General features: G+C 62.0%; 16 protein-coding genes. 10 read left to right on the top strand and 6 right to left on the bottom strand.

The genetic code is table 11. The features are described from left to right. Positions 1-165 precede the first annotated feature (165 nt). Positions 166-1,338 (top strand): YbfB/YjiJ family MFS transporter, encoded by a 1,173-nt coding sequence (locus WNZ15_RS07215; RefSeq protein WP_342892286.1) that lies wholly within the window; start codon positions 166-168, stop codon positions 1,336-1,338. A gap of 41 nt (positions 1,339-1,379) precedes the next feature. Here the strand turns inward: WNZ15_RS07215 and WNZ15_RS07210 are convergent, their stop codons facing one another. After that, positions 1,380-2,237, bottom strand: a complete 858-nt coding sequence (locus WNZ15_RS07210; RefSeq protein WP_342892285.1) for a branched-chain amino acid aminotransferase — start codon at positions 2,235-2,237, stop codon at positions 1,380-1,382. 307 nt (positions 2,238-2,544) lie between these two features. On the opposite strand from WNZ15_RS07210, the gene WNZ15_RS07205 reads away from it, so the two are divergent. The 5 genes from WNZ15_RS07205 to WNZ15_RS07185 all read left to right on the top strand — a co-directional run bounded on the left by WNZ15_RS07205 (position 2,545) and on the right by WNZ15_RS07185 (position 5,396). Continuing rightward, positions 2,545-2,979, top strand: a complete 435-nt coding sequence (locus tag WNZ15_RS07205) for a VOC family protein (protein ID WP_342892284.1) — start codon at positions 2,545-2,547, stop codon at positions 2,977-2,979. A gap of 173 nt (positions 2,980-3,152) precedes the next feature. Continuing rightward, positions 3,153-3,815 (top strand): haloacid dehalogenase type II, encoded by a 663-nt coding sequence (locus WNZ15_RS07200; protein ID WP_342892283.1) that lies wholly within the window; start codon positions 3,153-3,155, stop codon positions 3,813-3,815. Between the two features lie 308 nt (positions 3,816-4,123). Then, the gene (locus WNZ15_RS07195) at positions 4,124-4,702 is read left to right on the top strand and encodes a DUF2975 domain-containing protein (protein WP_342892282.1); all 579 of its coding nucleotides are present in this window, start codon (positions 4,124-4,126) and stop codon (positions 4,700-4,702) included. Between the two features lie 43 nt (positions 4,703-4,745). After that, positions 4,746-4,967, top strand: coding sequence for a helix-turn-helix transcriptional regulator (locus tag WNZ15_RS07190; protein ID WP_342892281.1), 222 nt, complete (start codon positions 4,746-4,748; stop codon positions 4,965-4,967). Between the two features lie 123 nt (positions 4,968-5,090). Further along, on the top strand, positions 5,091-5,396 hold the full coding sequence (locus tag WNZ15_RS07185) for a hypothetical protein (protein WP_342892280.1): 306 nt from the start codon (positions 5,091-5,093) through the stop codon (positions 5,394-5,396). A 34-nt stretch (positions 5,397-5,430) separates the two neighbouring features. On the opposite strand, the gene WNZ15_RS07180 is transcribed toward WNZ15_RS07185, so the two are convergent. From WNZ15_RS07180 to WNZ15_RS07170, 3 genes are read right to left on the bottom strand one after another with little or no spacing between them, the layout of a single operon-like run. Further along, on the bottom strand, positions 5,431-5,850 hold the full coding sequence (locus tag WNZ15_RS07180; protein WP_342892279.1) for a GFA family protein: 420 nt from the start codon (positions 5,848-5,850) through the stop codon (positions 5,431-5,433). Positions 5,851-5,872: 22 nt separating this feature from the next. Beyond that, positions 5,873-8,038 carry a methylmalonyl-CoA mutase gene (gene scpA, locus WNZ15_RS07175; RefSeq protein WP_342892278.1) on the bottom strand — a complete coding sequence of 722 codons (2,166 nt, stop codon included), beginning with the start codon at positions 8,036-8,038 and terminating at the stop codon, positions 5,873-5,875. Then, positions 8,035-10,047: a methylmalonyl-CoA mutase family protein gene (locus WNZ15_RS07170; RefSeq protein ID WP_342892277.1), complete on the bottom strand. Its 2,013-nt coding sequence runs from the start codon at positions 10,045-10,047 to the stop codon at positions 8,035-8,037. The genes scpA and WNZ15_RS07170 overlap by 4 nt, the downstream gene beginning before the upstream one ends. Positions 10,048-10,544: 497 nt before the next feature. On the opposite strand from WNZ15_RS07170, the gene WNZ15_RS07165 reads away from it, so the two are divergent. Next, positions 10,545-11,246 carry a helix-turn-helix transcriptional regulator gene (locus WNZ15_RS07165; protein ID WP_342892276.1) on the top strand — a complete coding sequence of 234 codons (702 nt, stop codon included), beginning with the start codon at positions 10,545-10,547 and terminating at the stop codon, positions 11,244-11,246. Between the two features lie 358 nt (positions 11,247-11,604). Here WNZ15_RS07165 and WNZ15_RS07160 read toward each other — a convergent pair whose 3' ends face one another. Both WNZ15_RS07160 and WNZ15_RS07155 read right to left on the bottom strand, forming a co-directional pair. Next, positions 11,605-12,012, bottom strand: coding sequence for a DUF4332 domain-containing protein (locus WNZ15_RS07160; protein ID WP_342892275.1), 408 nt, complete (start codon positions 12,010-12,012; stop codon positions 11,605-11,607). Between the two features lie 44 nt (positions 12,013-12,056). After that, positions 12,057-12,449, bottom strand: a complete 393-nt coding sequence (locus WNZ15_RS07155) for a DUF2267 domain-containing protein (protein ID WP_342892274.1) — start codon at positions 12,447-12,449, stop codon at positions 12,057-12,059. 194 nt (positions 12,450-12,643) lie between these two features. On the opposite strand from WNZ15_RS07155, the gene WNZ15_RS07150 reads away from it, so the two are divergent. From WNZ15_RS07150 to WNZ15_RS07140, 3 genes are all read left to right on the top strand, one after another. After that, a complete protein-coding gene (locus tag WNZ15_RS07150) occupies positions 12,644-14,221 on the top strand; it encodes a helicase HerA-like domain-containing protein (protein WP_342892273.1) in 1,578 nt (525 codons plus the stop codon). Between the two features lie 9 nt (positions 14,222-14,230). Then, on the top strand, positions 14,231-15,172 hold the full coding sequence (locus tag WNZ15_RS07145) for a cation transporter (RefSeq protein WP_342892272.1): 942 nt from the start codon (positions 14,231-14,233) through the stop codon (positions 15,170-15,172). Positions 15,173-15,256: 84 nt separating this feature from the next. After that, a complete protein-coding gene (locus tag WNZ15_RS07140) occupies positions 15,257-17,203 on the top strand; it encodes a mechanosensitive ion channel family protein (protein WP_342892271.1) in 1,947 nt (648 codons plus the stop codon). The last annotated feature ends 147 nt before the right edge of the window (positions 17,204-17,350 follow it).

Genomic DNA, 17,350 nt, shown 5'->3' with positions numbered 1-17,350 from the left:
ACTTCCGGCAATTGTGCACCGGACAGATGCCCGCCCGAAACCTTCAGACCGGTCTCCCCTGGACCGGCATACCACAGAAATGACAAGGCCTCGGGAGTATGCAAGGTTGCGCCAGCGAGACCCGAAAACTCACGGCACGTTGCCACTCCCCCGGAACCACACCGAATGTCCTCACCTGCCCGTTCATCGGTCGCACTTGCCTTTGGCGGGTTTCTGGCTCTGGCCGCCGCCATGGGTATCGGCCGGTTCGTCTATACGCCCGTTCTGCCGTTCATGAGCGAAGCCCTGAACCTGCCGGCAGGCGATGCCGGCCTGATCGCGTCGGCGAATTTTCTCGGCTACCTTGCAGGCGCTCTCGCGGCTGCCTCCCGTTCCCTGTCCGGCAGTCCCCGTCGCTGGTTTCTCGGCGGACTGCTTGTCAGCGCGCTGACAAGCGCGGCCATGGCGGCGACAACCTCCCTGACAGTTTTTCTCCTGATCCGCTTTGCAAGCGGCATTGCCAGTGCCTTTGTGCTGGTATTCGCGACCACGCTCGTCATGGAACGGCTCACGGCCACGGGCAAAGCGGGCCTCTCCGCGCTGCACTTTGCCGGGGTCGGCTGCGGCATCGCGTTTTCCGCCCTGATGGTCGCGGTGGTGGCGGATCTGTCGGCGGATTGGCGGATGCTCTGGCTGGCCAGCGCTGCCGGAACGCTTCTGTTCCTGGTGGGAGCGGCCTATCTGGTGCCTTCTCACTCGCTGGTGCAAGTCGGCGCCAACGGCGGGACCGCCGGCACAGTTGCGGCATCGCCCGGTGCGGCGCGCAGCCGGCTACGCCTGATCCTGGCTTACGGCCTGTTCGGGTTCGGCTACGTCATCACCGCAACATTCGTCAACACCATCGCGCGCGCAGCCCCTGCCCTGCAGCCAACGGAACCGTTCGTGTGGCTGACCGTCGGACTGTGCGCGGCGCCCTCGATCTTTCTCTGGAACACGATAGCCGTCCGTCTGGGGACCCGCAGGGCGTTCGCGCTGGCCTGCCTGCTCGAAGCCGCCGGGGTCGCCCTGACCGCCCTGACCCTTCAGCCGGTCCTGTTTCTGGTTGGCGCCGGACTGCTCGGAGCAACCTTCATGGGGATCACTGCGCTCGGGCTGATGGAAGCACGACGCCAGGCGACCGCCGGTGGGCCGACGGCGGTCCGCCAGATGCTTGCGGTCCTGACCGCCAGCTTCGGCCTGGGCCAGGTCGCCGGTCCCTGGTTCGCCGGATTGCTGCACCACGCCACCGGGTCCTTTGCCGCCCCGTCGCTGGCGGCTGCCGCCGCATTGCTGGTGGCAGCTGCCCTCGTCATCCGCTGACCGGCTTTCCGAGCGCCGGCCACAATCGAAGTCCGTGACATTCAGGCGTGGGAAAAATCCCAGTAGAGCTCGCGTGCGCGCGCGGCGATCGGACCGGGTTGCAGATCCTGATCCTCGATCCGCTTGACCGGCGTCACCTTGTTGTAATTTCCCGTCGAGAAAATCTCATCGGCCTGCAGGAACTCGCCATACTCCATGGTCCGTTCAAAAACCTCATAGCCGGAGGCGCGCAACAGCTGGATCACGCGCTGGCGGGTGATCCCGTTCAGGAAGGTGCCGTTCGGCGCAGGCGTGTGCACCTTGCCGTCCCTGGCAATGAAAACGTTGGCGGACGTCAGTTCGGCCACATTGCCGAGCATGTCGCGCACCACGGCATTGTCGAAACCGCGTTCCCTGGCTTCCACCATCGCCCGCGCATTGTTGGGATAAAGGCAGCCGGCCTTGGCGTTGACCGGCATCGATTCCATGGTCGGGCGCCGGTAGGGCGACAGCGTGATGCTGATGGCCGCGTCCTTCGGCGCCATCGGCGCGTCGAACAGGCACAGGCAGAAGCGGGTGCTCTCCGGGTCACCTGTTATGACCCCCGGACCATCGTTTTCCAGCCAGTACATCGGCTTGACGTAAATCTGCTGATCGCTGCTGAATTTCTTGCAGCCTTCCCTGGTCAGCTCGGCCATCTCCTCCGCGCGCAAGGTCGGCTTCATGCCAAGTGCATAGGCTGAATCGTTGACCCGGCGGCAGTGAAGGTCGATATCCGGCATCACCCCTTCGAAAAAGCGGGCACCGTCGAAAACACTCGAACCGAGCCAGGAAGCATGGGTACGCGGTCCCATGATCGGCGGATTGCCTTCATGCCAGGTCCCGTCGATCCAGGTCCAGGTGTCACTCAATCCGCGCATGTCCGTTGCCTCTCCCGCTATGTGTCTCCGCTGAGGAGCCGACACAACACCCGCCGCCTCCCGGCGTCAACAGCTTAGCGATTTTTATGAAAAAGTTGTTGTCTTTCTTCTACCTGCACCGGACTTCAGGGATGGATTTACCCTCAAGTCGCTTGATGACGAATGATTTTTCCGGGACGCGCAACGCTTCCAGATACGGCAGCGACAATTGCAACGCCCCCGGCGCCGCCGCTTCATCGGCGAAACGGCAGTTGACTCGTTCCGCCAGATGTTCTCTTTATGTTCCCCATCATCAGGAGACCATGACATGGAACAACGCATTTCAATGATCACGCTGGTGGTCGATGACATCGCAGAGACACGACGTTTTTTCGAAGACGGCCTGGGCTGGCAGGTCAACGAAGCCCCGGCACCGGACGTGGTGTTCTTTCAGGTTATCGGAGGTGCGTTCGCGCTTTACAGCCGCGCCGCGCTGGCAGATGAAATCGGCCGGGAGGTCACCGCCCTTCCGTTCGGTGCCACGACCATCGCCTGGAACGGCCGAACGGCTGAGGAAGTCGACGAGGCCTATCAGCGGGCCATCGATGCCGGCGGAAAAGCCGTGAAAGCACCTGAAAAGGCATTCTGGGGCGGCTACACCTCCTATGTGGAGGTGCCCGGCGGCCATCTGCTTGAAATTGCCTACAATCCATTCTGGCCGGTAGGCCCGGACGGCGCCGTGACGTTACCCCCACAAAAATAACCGGGGCCTCCGGCCATGGGCCGGCGCCGCATTCGTTGTTTTCCGCCAGAGCAGCGGCAATCTCCGGATGCGGGGCTTCACTGAGACTTTTGTCGCACACGGCGGCGCTTGACGCATGATCCATCAGGCTGTTCTCTTTCGCGGTTTCCGGAACAAGGCTTGGAGGTCCCGTTATGGCGCATGCCGCCTATGTGTTTGATGCCTACGGCACATTGTTCGATGTGCATGCCGCGGTTCGCAAACACGCGTCAAAGCTCGGGCCCGACGCCCAAAGACTGTCCGCGCTCTGGCGTGAAAAACAACTGGAGTATTCCTGGGTGCGCGCCCTGATGGGCCGTTACGTGGATTTCTGGGAACTGACGCAGCAGGGACTGGACACCGCGTTCGCTCTGGTGCCGACGGCCGATAAATCCCTGCGCGATGAATTGCTGAGTGCCTACTGGGAACTGGACTGCTACCCGGAAGTCCCCCAGGTGCTCACCAACCTGAAGGCAAGCGGCGCCAAGATCGCCATCCTGTCGAACGGATCCCCTGCCATGCTGGAGGCAGCGGCAAAGGCGGCGGCGCTGACCGACCTGTTCGACGAAATCTTTTCCGTGGACCAGTTGAAGACATTCAAGACCGATCCGCAGGTCTACGAGATGGTCACCACCCAATTCCGCATCTACCCGGAAGAGGTCTCTTTCCAGTCCTCGAACCGCTGGGATGTCGCGGGCGCGGCCGCGTTCGGGTTCCGCACCGTCTGGATGAACCGGGCCGGCATGCCCGATGAGTATCCCGACCTTGCCCCCAAGGCGGTTCTTGCCGATCTGACTGGGCTGGCCGCGCTCGATTGAGACCTTTTCCGGAGCACATACCGGCCGGCATACCTGCCGGCCGGTGCCCCCCCCTGTGCCTTTTCCCCCGGGAGGGCGCACGGCACAAAAGTGCAGGATCTTGAAGGCGTGATGTCTTCCAGTCACCTGGGGCGCGTGTCTTCAGATCTTCCAAGGCCGGCGTGAGGCAACCAAAAAAACATATCATTCAGGAGACAAAATTTATTGTTTTACATTAATTTTTAAATCCAAAACGTGTTTTACCCGTTGTGCGTCCGCACCATCCGGTATAGTGTTTCGGCAATCTGATCGACCTCGTGGAGACGGCTATGAGCACCCTTGAAGGACTGGAGCGGGACACGCGGCTGAGGCGCATCCGGCGGCTCTCGAACGCGATGAAATGGTTTGTGACGGTGTTGCTGGTACTGATGAGCGTTGCCAGTGCGATTCTGGTCTTCATGCTTCTGCTGCCCGCCTTTCTCGATGTCCCGAACGGATTGCTCGATTCGGCCGGTCTGGAGCGGAAACTGGAGGAAGTGCCGGTCGCCCAGCGCCTCGGCCTCAGCGCGATGGTCGTGTTGGCCTTCTTTCTTCTGCGCAGCATTTTCTGGAACCTCCGGCGGCTCTTCGTCCAGTTCCACGACGGAGCGTTTTTCGCCCCGGCCACTCAGGCGCACATCCTGAACGCAGGTTTCTGGCTGATTGCCTATGGCCTGTTCGATATTCTGAGCGACCCGGTCAGTTCCGTTCTCCTGACCTGGGACAATGCCCCGGGTGCACGCAGGCTTGAAGTCGAACTGAGCGGAGGCGAATTCTTCTCTCTGGTTTTTGGGGCGCTCCTGCTCGTGTTCGGCTGGATCATGCGCGAGGCTGCCTCGCTCGCGGACGAAAACCGTCAATTTGTCTGACCCCTTGCGGCGCAGACCGTCCTCCGATCGATAAAGGAACCCAATGCCGATAGTCGTGGAACTGGACGTGATGCTCGCACGCCGGAAGATGCGGTCCAGGGAACTGGCGGAACGCATCGGCATCACCGAGCAGAATGTGTCCCTGCTCAAGTCGGGCAAGGTGAAAGGCATTCGTTTCGATACGCTTGAGCGGATCTGCACTGCGCTCGAGTGCCAACCCGGCGACATTCTCGTCTACCAGCCGCCCGCTGCACCGAAAGACTGATCCTCCCGGGTGATCGCCACCGGCCAACGCGAACGCCCGCCAGCCCCGCGCAAGTTTCAACCGGTACCTCCAACCCTGGAGAGTCCAACGACACACAGGTTGAGACAGGCAAGGCCCGCTGGAATGCAACAGACCCATTTTTATTCGGAAGACCGGCCCACCCCTGCGACCAGAACCCGTCTGCGGTCCGGCAAACTGTTCGATCTGGACAAGAAGCCGATCTGCGAATGCACCCTTTATGATCTGGAAGACGGCGATATCGGCATTGTCGTCGCGGAAACCGAGTTGTCCGTACCGGACCGGGTCCTCATTCAGGACGACAAGGATCTGACTTTGGCATTCACCCAGATCTGCTGGCGCATGGGCCCCTATCTCTTCGGCGCCTATCTGGAGCCGCCTATACCGCTCGGCATGACCGCGGACCGCTGACAGGATTTACTGCCGCACTCTGCTGGCCGAGCCTTTATTTTGCCTGCGGCGTCATTTCCTCGAAACAGACCAGTTCCGGATCGGCCGGGTCCCAGGAGAGCGCGCGCGACACGTAGATGGCCCGCTCCGGTGTGACGCTCTCCGGATCGTCCAGAGACGACGCCCGGACAACCACGAGCCCCTCCATGCCGCCGCGCGTATGATAGAGCGCACTACCGCAGACGGGACAGAACCGCCTGTTGATGGTCCGGCCGCTGTCGGCGGTCTTTTCGTATTCGGTAACCGTGCCCGTCAGAGAAAAGGCTTCTTGCGCAAAGACGCTGTGGGTCGCGTGCCCTGTGCCGCCGATCCTGCGGCAGTCGCCGCAATGGCATTTGACCGTGATCGTCGGCGGCGCTTCGCAGACATAGCGCACCGCCTCGCACAGGCACCCTCCGGTCAATTTTCGGGACACCGCCTTCTCCTGCGATCTTGCGCTATTCGGCCGCTTCCGCCGAACCGTAACCGAGCTGCTCGTTCAATTTGCCGATCAGCCCGATCGCCGCTTCGGCAATGACGGTACCGGGAGGGAAAATCGCCGCCGCGCCGTTGCTGTAGAGTTCGTCGTAGTCCTGGGGCGGCACGACGCCACCGACAACGATCATGATGTCTTCACGGCCCTCGTCGGCCAGTGCCTTCTTCAGGGCCGGAACCAGGGTAAGATGGCCTGCCGCCAGCGACGACACGCCGACAACGTGCACGTCGTTCTCGACGGCCTGACGGGCGGCTTCTTCCGGCGTCTGGAACAGCGGGCCGATATCGACGTCGAAGCCGAGATCGGCGAAGGCGGAGGCAATCACCTTCTGCCCCCGGTCATGACCGTCCTGGCCCATCTTGGCGACCAGAATACGCGGCCGGCGGCCATCGTTGTCCTCGAAGGCCTCGACCAGTTTCCGAACCTTTTCCATCGTTCCGGACATGGCTCCGGCCTCCCGCTTGTAGACCCCGGCAATCGACTTGATCTCGGCCTTGTGCCGGCCGAACACCTTTTCCATCGCCATCGAAATCTCGCCGACCGTGGCCTTGGCCCGCGCGGCCTTGACGGAAAGATCCAGCAGATTGCCCTCGCCGGTCTCCGCGCACACCGTCAGCGCATCGAGAGCGGCCTGCGTCTCCGCCTCGTTGCGCTCCTCGCGCAGGCGCTTCAGCTTGTCGATCTGGGCCGCGCGAACCTGGCCATTGTCGACCTTCAGCACATCGATCTGCTGTTCGCTGTCGGGCTTGTACTTGTTGACGCCGACCACGGTCTGGCTGCCGCTGTCGATGCGGGCCTGTGTCTTGGCGGCGGCTTCCTCGATACGCAGCTTCGGAATGCCCTTCTCGATGGCTTTCGCCATGCCGCCGAGTTCCTCCACCTCGCGGATATGCGCCATCGCCTTTTCGGCCAGGTCGGCGGTCAGCTTCTCGACGTAATACGACCCTCCCCAGGGGTCGATCACCTGGGTGGTGCCGCTTTCCTGCTGCAGGAACAGCTGGGTGTTGCGGGCGATGCGTGCGGAGAAATCCGTCGGCAGGGCGAGTGCCTCGTCAAGCGCATTGGTGTGCAGCGACTGGGTATGCCCCTGCGTTGCCGCCATCGCCTCGACACAGGTGCGGGTCACGTTGTTGAACACGTCCTGGGCCGTCAGCGACCAGCCGGATGTCTGCGAATGGGTCCTGAGCGACAGGGACTTCGGGTTCTGCGGCTGGAAGTTCTCTTCCATCAGCGTCGCCCAGATCAGCCGGGCCGCGCGCAGTTTGGCGACTTCCATGAAAAAGTTCATGCCGATCGCCCAGAAGAACGACAGGCGCGGCGCGAACTGGTCGATTTCCATGCCCGCGGCCACTCCGGCGCGGGCGTATTCGATCCCGTCGGCGATCGTATAGGCCAGTTCCAGATCCGCCGTCGCGCCGGCTTCCTGCATATGATAGCCGGAGATGGAGATCGAATTGAATCGCGGCATGTTCCGCGACGTGTACCTGAAAATGTCGGAGATGATCCGCATCGACTGCTTCGGCGGGTAGATATAGGTATTGCGAACCATGAACTCCTTCAGAATATCGTTCTGAATGGTGCCCGACAGGTCCTTTTGCGCGACCCCCTGCTCTTCCGCCGCCACGATGTAGAGCGCCAGCACGGGCAGGACCGCGCCGTTCATGGTCATCGACACGCTCATCTTGTCCAGCGGAATGCCGGAAAACAGCGTGCGCATGTCATAGATGCTGTCGATGGCCACACCGGCCATGCCGACATCGCCGGCAACCCGGGGATGATCGCTGTCATAGCCCCGGTGGGTGGCGAGATCAAAGGCGACCGACAGGCCTTTCTGGCCGGCCGCCAGATTGCGCCGGTAAAAGGCGTTGGAATCCTCTGCGGTCGAAAAGCCCGCATATTGGCGCACCGTCCAGGGCTGCTGAACATACATGGTCGGATAAGGCCCGCGCAGGTAGGGCGCGAGGCCGGGCCAGGTGTCCGGGTGTTTCAGTCCCTCCAGATCGGCCGCCCGGTACACCGGCGGCACCGCGATCCCTTCCGGTGTCAGCCAGGGGTCGGTGCCGGTGGATACGGCTTCCTCGGGATGGATCTGAAACGGTCTGTCCGCGTAGTTCGGGATCCGGCTCATTGTTGGACCTCCAGATTTGAAAACTCCGCGCCGTGGATCTCTTCCAGCTTCTGCTGGACGTCCCGCAGCAAGGCGAGCAGATCGCACCCGGCATGGAGATAGCCTGCGATACCGGCGCCGGAATAAGCCGCCTCGTGCGGGCCCGGCCGGCCGGCCAGGAGAAGATGCCGCGCACCGGCGCTCCTCAATGCCTGCGCCGCTGCCACCGCCTGATCGTCATAGACCTCGTCGGAAGAGACCAGACAGGCAACAACCGCTCCACTGTCCTTGAACGCCCGGACCAGATCATCAAGGCTGGCATGCACGGCAGGACCAACGGTCTTCAGTCCGCCGGTGGCAAAGGCATTGGCCGCCCAGCTCGCACGGGCGGCGAACTGCGCCGCGCTGCCGAGACTTGCCAGGAACACCTTCGGCACGATGGCTTTGCGGAGTTCAAGATCCTCCGCGCTGCTGCGCAGATCCTCAAAGGGTTCCGACAACCGTCCCCGAACGAGTTTCGGCAACCCGGTATCGCGCGGCAGCTTGTCCAGCCGCATGCCCAGATCGTGCAAGTGACCGCCCTGAAGCGCCAGCTTGCGCAGGGCGGTCAGTCGCTCCCCGTCTCCCGGGGCGGGCAGGTCCGGCGAAGACGGAGCGAATCCGGCCAGATCGGCAGGCTTCGCCGTCAGAACCGCGACCGTCTTTTCCGACAGGTCGGGAAACTCGCTCACGCCTGTGATCGGCCGTTTGCGGCGGGCAACATCGCGCGCACTTTCGTTCCGGGCGGCATCGATCCGGCGATGAACAAGCCCCTGCCGGATCGCCTCCATCAGACCGCCCGTCGCCTCGATTTCCTGAAACAGGCCCCATGCGGCCTCGCAGAACTTGTCCGTCCGGTCCTCTATCGCACCCGATCCGGCCGCGGGATCCGTGACTTTCGCGAGATTGCTCTCTTCCAGAAGGATCGACTGGGTGTTGCGTGCCAGCCTGCGCGCAAAACCGTCGGGCAATCCGACGGCAAGGGTATGCGGCAGCACACAGATGCTGTCCGCCCCGCCGACACCGGCCGCAAAGGCGGCAACCGTGTTGCGCAACAGGTTGACCCAGGGATCCCGCCGGGTGAGCATTCTGTAGGACGTGCTCATGTGCACGGGCATCGGCGTCTTCGGCAGGCCGGCGCCGTCCAGGACGTTCGACCAGAGCGCCCGGATGGCGCGGGCTTTCGCAATGGTGCCGATCTGGTCCGCATCCGCGATCACGCTCAGGGAAATGCGCTCGGACCACGCCTCGGGCGCGAGTCTGGTGCCTTCCAGCATGCGCAGATGGGCCGTCGCCGAGGACAGCACCAACGCCAGTTCCAGCGCGGCAGGCGCCCCGGCTTCATGCCAGACCCGGCCATCGGCCTTCATCATGCGCAGCGGGCTGCCAAAATCATGCGCGGAAACGATCGCATCGCGAAAATGCCTGAAGGCATCCTCCATGTCGATCAGGGCGACGCCGTTGGCCGCGATCCATCCGTAGGGGTCGAACCCCGCGGTGATGCGCACGCTCGCCGGATCCAGCTGCTTCTTTTCAAGATAGCCAAGCAACAAGGCCAGTATCTCGATGTTCTCGCGTCCCGCATCGAAACGCAGATCGATCAGGTCGAGCTGCACGTTTGCGAAAAGCGCTTCCATCCCGGCAAGGTCGTCAATCTGAATACCATTGCCATAGGCGGCAGCGGCATTTGAGAAAACCAGATCCAGGCCGGCTGCCCCGCCTTCGAGGTCTTCGAGAATCTGCCCGTTCGCAGCGCGCGCATCCGGAATGTCGATCCGCTGAACGACGGACCAGTCCTGTTGCGGCGGCCGCAAGGCGATCGCCGGGCGGTCCGTGCGCCGTCCATAAAGCGGGGCAATGTCCAGGCCGTCCCCGGTCGTAGCGAACAGTTTCTGCCGCGGCGCGCCCTTGAGCGCCTTGTCGACGGCGCCCCACCAGGCGTCTTCGTCGGCGGCATAAAAACGATCTGGACCGGAAAAGCTGTTGGGCATTGTCGTCATCTCCCTTGTCCCGTTTTAGTCCCTGCCCGCGAACCTTGGCAACTCAGCACAAAGGGTAAATTGCCTGCTCCCGGGCCGCATTTCAGGCAGGCTTTCGGCGCACGCGCAAAGAATCAAGATCGCCTTTACTTAGCCTGGCAGCTTAACAGTCGAAAGAAGCTCGAATTTGCCGCCCGCTGCAGAGCAATCGGCGACGCGGATCTATTGCCCCGCAACAGAATTCGAAGGTTCAGATGCTAAATGCCAATTTTTTGGCGGAATAAGCTAAATTTGCCAGTTTTCCCTATTGGTACGATCATCAATTGTATTGTAGCTTATAGGGGCTGACGCATGGGAAATTCTATCCCCATAACAAATGCGCGGCAACCGGCCCGGTACAGACCTGAACAGGCTTGAGACGGGGTGCGGTTCACCCATCAGCGACTGACCGGTCTTGCCGGACCAGTTGCAAAAAAGCGGCATCTAAAGCCGCACCTAGGACGTGCACAATGCTTGACCAAGCGGAACTGAAGAGCAAGCTGAGAGCAATCTCGGAAGCCAACGCAGCCCATCATGTTCTCGACATCCTGGAATCAAATCTCAGGCGTATGGGGGCAACACATATTCTCATCACCGGCCTGCCGATGCCGAACCGTCCGATCGACAACCTTGTCCAGCGGTTCCGGTGGCCCGACCAGCGCAATGACGGGATCGAAAGCACCTCGCTTTCGGCCAACGACAGCGCCCTCATGCTGGGCCTGGGATCGAACCGCGCGCGGGTCTGGACTATCTCCGCAGGTGATATGGAGCATTCCGACCTGCTGGCTTCCGCAGGTGAAGGCAGCCAGATCGTCGTGGTTCCGGTCACGGAACTCTATCCGTTCCAGGCATTTGTCTTCGCAAGCGGCCCCTCGCTCCAGGCCAACAAATACGACCTGACCAATCTGGAAGCGCTCTCGGCAGCCGCCTTTTCCCGTCTGAGGGAACTTGGCGTCATTTCCGGCCAGCGTCCGGGTGCCCTGTCGACCCGCGAGCGCAGGGTTCTGGAACTGACGGCTTACGGCAAGACCGCGGGCGAGATCGCCGAAGTGCTCGAGATCTCCCAGCGCACCGTCCACGCCCATCTGCAGAACGCCAGCGTCAAGTTGAATGCATCCAACAAGACCCACACCGTGGTCGAGGCGCTTCGCTACGGTCAGATCAGCGTCTGAAGCCTGTGAAAATCCGGCCGACACCGCAAGTCGGCAAACAAAAAGGCGCGCCCCCCGGCGCGCCTTAATCGTATGACAAACTTTCGATCGGTCATTCCGGGCAAGTGCAGCGACGCTGCGCGCTGACCCGGAACCCAGCACATCAGCCGCGCCTCAGGCGCGTCAAAAAGACACTAAATCAAACGCTTAAAGGAAATGGTGCTCGCTGCCGCTCGCACTGATCCGCTGGATCCCGGGTCGGTGCGCAGCCTTGGCTGCACTTGCCCAGGATGACGGCTCAGATGTTTGTCACCAGTCTGAGGCGCGCCCCCGGCGCGCCTTTCGCGTCTCAGAACCTGGCCTGACGCCCGGCGGGACCTCAATAGGTCATCATCGGCGGCAATTCCTTGGCCTGGTCGACCCATTTGGTCACCTGGCTTTCGCTCGGAACCTGGCGCACGAGTTTCTTGGTCTCGTTCACCTCTTTCATTTTCTCCGCCAGGTTGACCGCATTGCGGTTCCTGAGTTCCTTCACCGTGTCGACGCCGGCGGCTTCCAGGAGTTCCGAATATTCCTCGCCAACACCGCTGATCCGCATGAGATCGGCCATGTTGGCCCACTTCAGAATTCGTTTGCCTTCGATACCCGTTTCGGTTTCAAGAGCCTTGCGGCCCTTCGGGTCCTTGGCGCGCTCCAGATAAGCTTCCGTTGTCTTGATGCCGACTTCACCCAATTTGGCTGCGTAAGTCGGACCGATGCCCTCGATTTCGGCGATGGAATAAGACATCCGCACAGAACTCCCTTTAGACCGGCGATAGAACTCTGGGGCAGTCAGACGATTTGGCTCAATCCCGGAATTTTTGAAATCACTTCATCCACAACGTCTTCCCCTGCTTTTTCCTTAGCATAGGAAACGAGTTCTTTGACAACACTTTGCACGCCGTCCATATCCAGTCCGGCATTTGTCAACTCATTTAATGCCGCCATGGCGCCCATGCCACCGCCCATCATGCTGCCGAGGCCGCCCAACAGGCCGCCGCCGCCGCCGGACTGCTCGCGCGCCGCGACCAGTTCCGAAGCACCCGGCAAGGCATCGAAAATAAGCTGCATCTTGTCTTCCGGGCCTTCCTTGTTGAGGAAACCGAGAATAATGCCGATCGCATTTTTCGAAACATCTTCATCGATGCCAGCGGCCGCCATGACCCTTTTGATGAGCTCTTCCATGGAAATCTCCTGATCACAATTCCGCGCCCGATTCCCCGGCGCTCCGTTTGGCTCCTCTATACAAGCGACAGGCCGTGTCCGTCGATAATCATTTCGCACAGGTCACCAGGCCAATGCCATTTCATCGTCATCTGCGGGTGGGAGCCTAAACTGGTTCCATTGACCGCAGGATGTTCTAGTCTGCGAAAACACAGATGGATTCGGGGGAAAAGGTGACGGCACGAGACAAGATCTTCATCGGCGCGAGCGACCGGGACGAAACCCTGACGCTGAAGCTCGCCAACCGTCACGGCCTGATTGCCGGCGCGACCGGGACCGGCAAGACCGTGTCGCTGCAAATTCTGGCCGAAGGATTTTCACGGGCCGGTGTTCCCGTCTTCTGTGCCGACATCAAGGGGGACCTGTCCGGCCTGGCCACGGCCGGCGTTGCCAAGGATTTCCTGGAAAAACGCGCCAGGGAAGTCGGACTGGGCAAGACCTATACGTATGAATCCTCTCCGGCTGTATTCTGGGATCTCCTTGGCGAGCAGGGCCACCCGATCCGCACGACCGTCTCCGAAATAGGCCCTCTGCTGCTGGCCCGCCTGCTGGAGCTCAACGACACCCAGGAAGGCGTCCTGAACGTCCTGTTCGAACTGGCCGATGACGAGGGCATGCTGCTGCTCGATCTGAAGGACCTGCGCGCCATGCTGGCCCATGTGGCCGAGCGCTCTTCCGAACTCTCGACCATCTACGGCAATGTGTCCAAGGCATCGGTCGGCGCCATTCAACGCCGCCTGCTGGTTCTGGAACGGCAAGGCGGCGAGAATTTCTTCGGAGAACCGGCGCTGGATATCCGCGATCTCATCCGGACCGCTCCCGACGGGCGCGGTGTCGTCAATATCCTGGCCGCCGACAAGCTCATGACCGCGCCGCGCCTTTATGGCGTTTTTCTGCTCTGGCTTCTGTCGGAACTCTTCGAGGAACTGCCGGAAGTCGGCGATCCGGACAAGCCGCGTCTGGTCTTTTTCTTCGACGAGGCGCATCTTCTGTTTTCCGATGCGCCCAAGGCCCTGATCGAAAAAGTGGAACAGGTTGTCCGCCTGATCCGCTCGAAGGGCGTTGGCGTCTATTTCGTGACCCAGAACCCGCTCGACGTGCCTGAAACCGTGTTGTCGCAGCTCGGCAACCGCATTCAGCACGCGCTGCGTGCCTTCACCCCGCGCGACCAGAAGGCCGTGCGCGCGGCCGCCGAAACCTTTCGTCCCAATCCCGATCTCGACACCGAGCGCGTGATCACCGAGCTCGGCGTTGGCGAGGCTTTGGTCTCGACCCTCGAAGGCAAGGGCATTCCATCGGTCGTTCAGCGCACCCTGATCCGGCCGCCCTCCTCCCGCCTCGGTCCGGTGACCCAGGCCGAACGGCGGTCCCTGATCCAGTCAAGTCCCGTCTTCGGCGTCTATGACCGCACCAAGGACCGCACATCCGCCTACGAGATCCTGCTCGGCCGCGCGGAGGAAACACAGCGCCAGGAGCAGCGCCGCCAGGAAAAGGACGACAGTTTCGCACGCAAGCACGGCGAACCCCGGCGCTCGCGGACCGGCTTCCAGTTGCCCGATTTCGGACGCGACGACCGGCCGCGGCGTGAAAGCCGGAGCCAGCGCAGCAACCGGCGCAGCCGCAGGGATTCCGTTTTCGAGGCGGGTCTCAAATCCGCCGCCAGAAGCCTCGGCACCACGCTCGGCAAGGCCCTGGTCCGGGGCCTGCTCGGTTCGCTCAAACGCGGGAACTGAGCCGGGACCATGGAAAATCCGGCACCCCGCCCCCTGGAGGTGGAACGCAAGGCCCTGGCCACCGGCAAATGGGCCAACCTGTTCATGGCCATCGCCGGCCTCGTGACGGCATGGGCCTCCCGCTCCGACGCCATGCTGGTGGACGGGCTCTATTCCGCGGTGAATTTCGTCTCTGCCATGGCTGCTACCCGGATCGGCGCCCGTGTCGGCCTGCCGCCGACCCGTGCACGGCCCTGGGGACGCGATTTCGACGAAGTGCTGTATGTCACCTTTCGCAGCCTCATCCTGATCGGTGTGCTTGTCTTCGCGGCCTATGTCTCCGGAGCAAAGATCTGGACCTTCTTTTCAGGCGGAAGCGTGCCCGAACTCGTCTTCGGTCCGATCGCGGTCTATGCCGTGGTGATCGTCGCCATCTGTCTCGGCCTTGCCGCCAATTACCACCGCGCCTACCGCAAGGCAGGAAAACGCAGCACGATCCTGAAGACAGAGGCACGCGCGGCCCTCATCGACGGCGCGCTCAGTCTCGGCTCCGGCGCCGCGCTCCTGTCCCTGCCTTTCCTGGAAGGCACCGTGCTGGGCCCCTACGTTCCGATCGGAGATGCCGTGATCGTCCTGGTCCTGATTCTGGCGATCATCTGGCAGCCCCTTGCAGCCTTCCGTGAAACCCTTGCCGATCTCGCCGGTGTCAGCGCCCCCGGCAACACATACGCCAAGGTGGCGCGCAGCGCGCGCGACCTGGCCAGGGAAAACCGTTTCAGGTTCCGCCGCGCCGCTGTCCTGCAGGCCGGGCGCATGCATTTCGCCGCCGTCTATATCGATCCGGAAAGGCCCGTCACCGCCAATGACGTCGATCTGTTCCGCGACACCCTGGCAGCCCGTCTGGAAGACAGGGTCGGTCCGACCCGGGTGGAGATCATCCTGACGACGAACGATCTTCTGAAATCCTCCTGACGCAGTTGCAGTCTGCCCCTGGGTAACAAGATAGTTACCCCTTGGCATTATTGCTGTGGTCTGAACAGCAGCAGGTGGCACAGAATGAAAGCGCGGGCAATCCGGATATCTTCCCAGAACAGCGGCGCCCACCGGGACCACGCTGTTTCGCCTCCGCGCACCCTGACCGGATTCCTGATCGTTCTGGTGTTCCTGTCGGCTCTTTTCGGCGGATCCGGGGCCGCCCTGTCCCAGGCGGCAGGAGAAACAACAGGCCCGGCGGACCAGCAACAGTCGGGACCGCTCGATCAAAACCGGCTGGACCGTGCGCGGGACTATCTGAGAGACAATCCCATTTCTCCGCCCGACACCACGAGCCCCCGCGCGACTCTTGAAAGCTTCATGTTCATCATGAACGAAGTCAACGCGTTGTGGAGCGCGGTTCGTGCCTCCTATGACGACAGCAACCGCTTTTTCCTGACGGATGAGGAGCAACAAAAACAATTGCTCGTGCGCGCCCTTCTGGGCAAGGCGGCCCAGACATTCGACCTCAGCGGCATTCCCGTGACCTCGCGCGAGAACGCCAGCATCGAAATCGCGCTACAGCTTCAGGAAATCCTGGACAGGATTCCCAAACCGGTGTTCGCCGATGTGCCCGGCTCTCCGGCCGGCGGCTTCATGCACACGGACGGCAAGACGAACCTTCCCGAACTGTGGACAATCCCGGGCACCAGCATCAGCGTCCTGCGCCAGCAAACAGGCGAGTTGCGCGGACACTATCTTTTCTCGAAGGATTCCGTCGCCCGCATTCCCGAGGACTACGCCGTGGTCAGCGCCTTGCCAATTCAGGCCGACCGGGGCGAAGATCTGTTCGAATATTATATCTACACGCCCGGAAACCTGATCGCGCCCCTCTGGTACGACATCATCGAGGTCGGACCGAACTGGCTGCACTTCCATTTCGCCGATCAGGCCTATTGGCAATGGCTGGCACTGGCCACCCTGCTGGTATTGTATGCTGCGGTGTTGGGACAGTACGTCCGCTGGCGCAAATGGCGTGCGGTCTCGGTGGACGAGCGAAGGCGCATTGTCCAGTCAATCGTCAATCCGGTGCTTGTGGTCGTCGCCGTCAGTCTCTTCCGCTACCTGTGCGAGGATCAGATCAATATCACCGGAACGCCGCTGGTCGCCATCGGCACCACCACCACGGCCATTATCTGGTCAGCCACCGCCTGGCTCGTCTACCAGCTCCTTCAATTGCTGTATGTGGCGCTTGTCAGCGCCTCCAGCCCGGCTCAGGAAGGCCTGGATGCAAGCCTGCTGCGTACCGGCATCCGGGTGTTCTCCCTGGCCGTCGCACTTGTCGTGCTGGGATATGGCGCCACCCAGATCGGTATTCCGATCTACGGCGTCATTGCCGGGCTGGGCGTCGGTGGTCTGGCCATCGCCCTTGCCGCGCAGCCCACGATCGAGAATCTCATCGGCGGCATCATCCTGTATGCGGACCGCATGGTGCGCGTCGGCGAATACTGCCAGTTCGACGACCTGGCAGGCACGGTCGAATCGATCGGCATCCGCTCGACCCGGATCCGCGCGCTTGACCGGACCCTGATCACGGTTGCCAACGCCGATCTCGCTAAACGCAAGATCATCAACTTCAGCCAGCGCGACCAGTTTCACTTCCACCACCAGCTTGGCCTGCGCTACGAAACCACCCCGGCGGCGCTGAAACAGATCATGCAGGCGATCCGGTCCTACCTTCTCGGCCAGGACAAGATCCTTACCGAGACCATGCGCGTGCGCCTGATCGGCTACGACGCCAGCGCTGTAACGGTTCAGGTCTATGCCTATGTGCAGGCACCGGCCTATGCCGACTTCCTGGAACTGCAGGAACAGATGCTGTTCGACATCCGCGCGATCGTCGAGGCCAACGGGTCACAATTCGCCTTCCCCTCCTCCACCGTCTATCTGTCCCGTGATGCGGCGCCGGCCCAGGACGAATCGAACGGGGCCGGGACACTCGCGGACGCGGGCGAAACGCGGGCCGCCTGACCGATCGAACCGGGCCGGGCGTGGAAGCGCCGCAGCGTATGTATCCGCCTGCGCACCTTGGGCGACTTGAATCGCCCGTCTTGCAGTGGCTCATCTTGCGCAGCCCGTTCTGTTGTGGCCTGTTAGATCCTCTGTCATACCATCCAC

It is taken from the genome of Roseibium sp. AS2 (assembly GCF_038900065.1).
Classification (GTDB): Bacteria; Pseudomonadota; Alphaproteobacteria; order Rhizobiales; family Stappiaceae; genus Roseibium.
The sequence above is the reverse complement of the archived record's forward strand: the minus strand, read 5'-3'. Positions and strand labels throughout refer to the sequence as shown.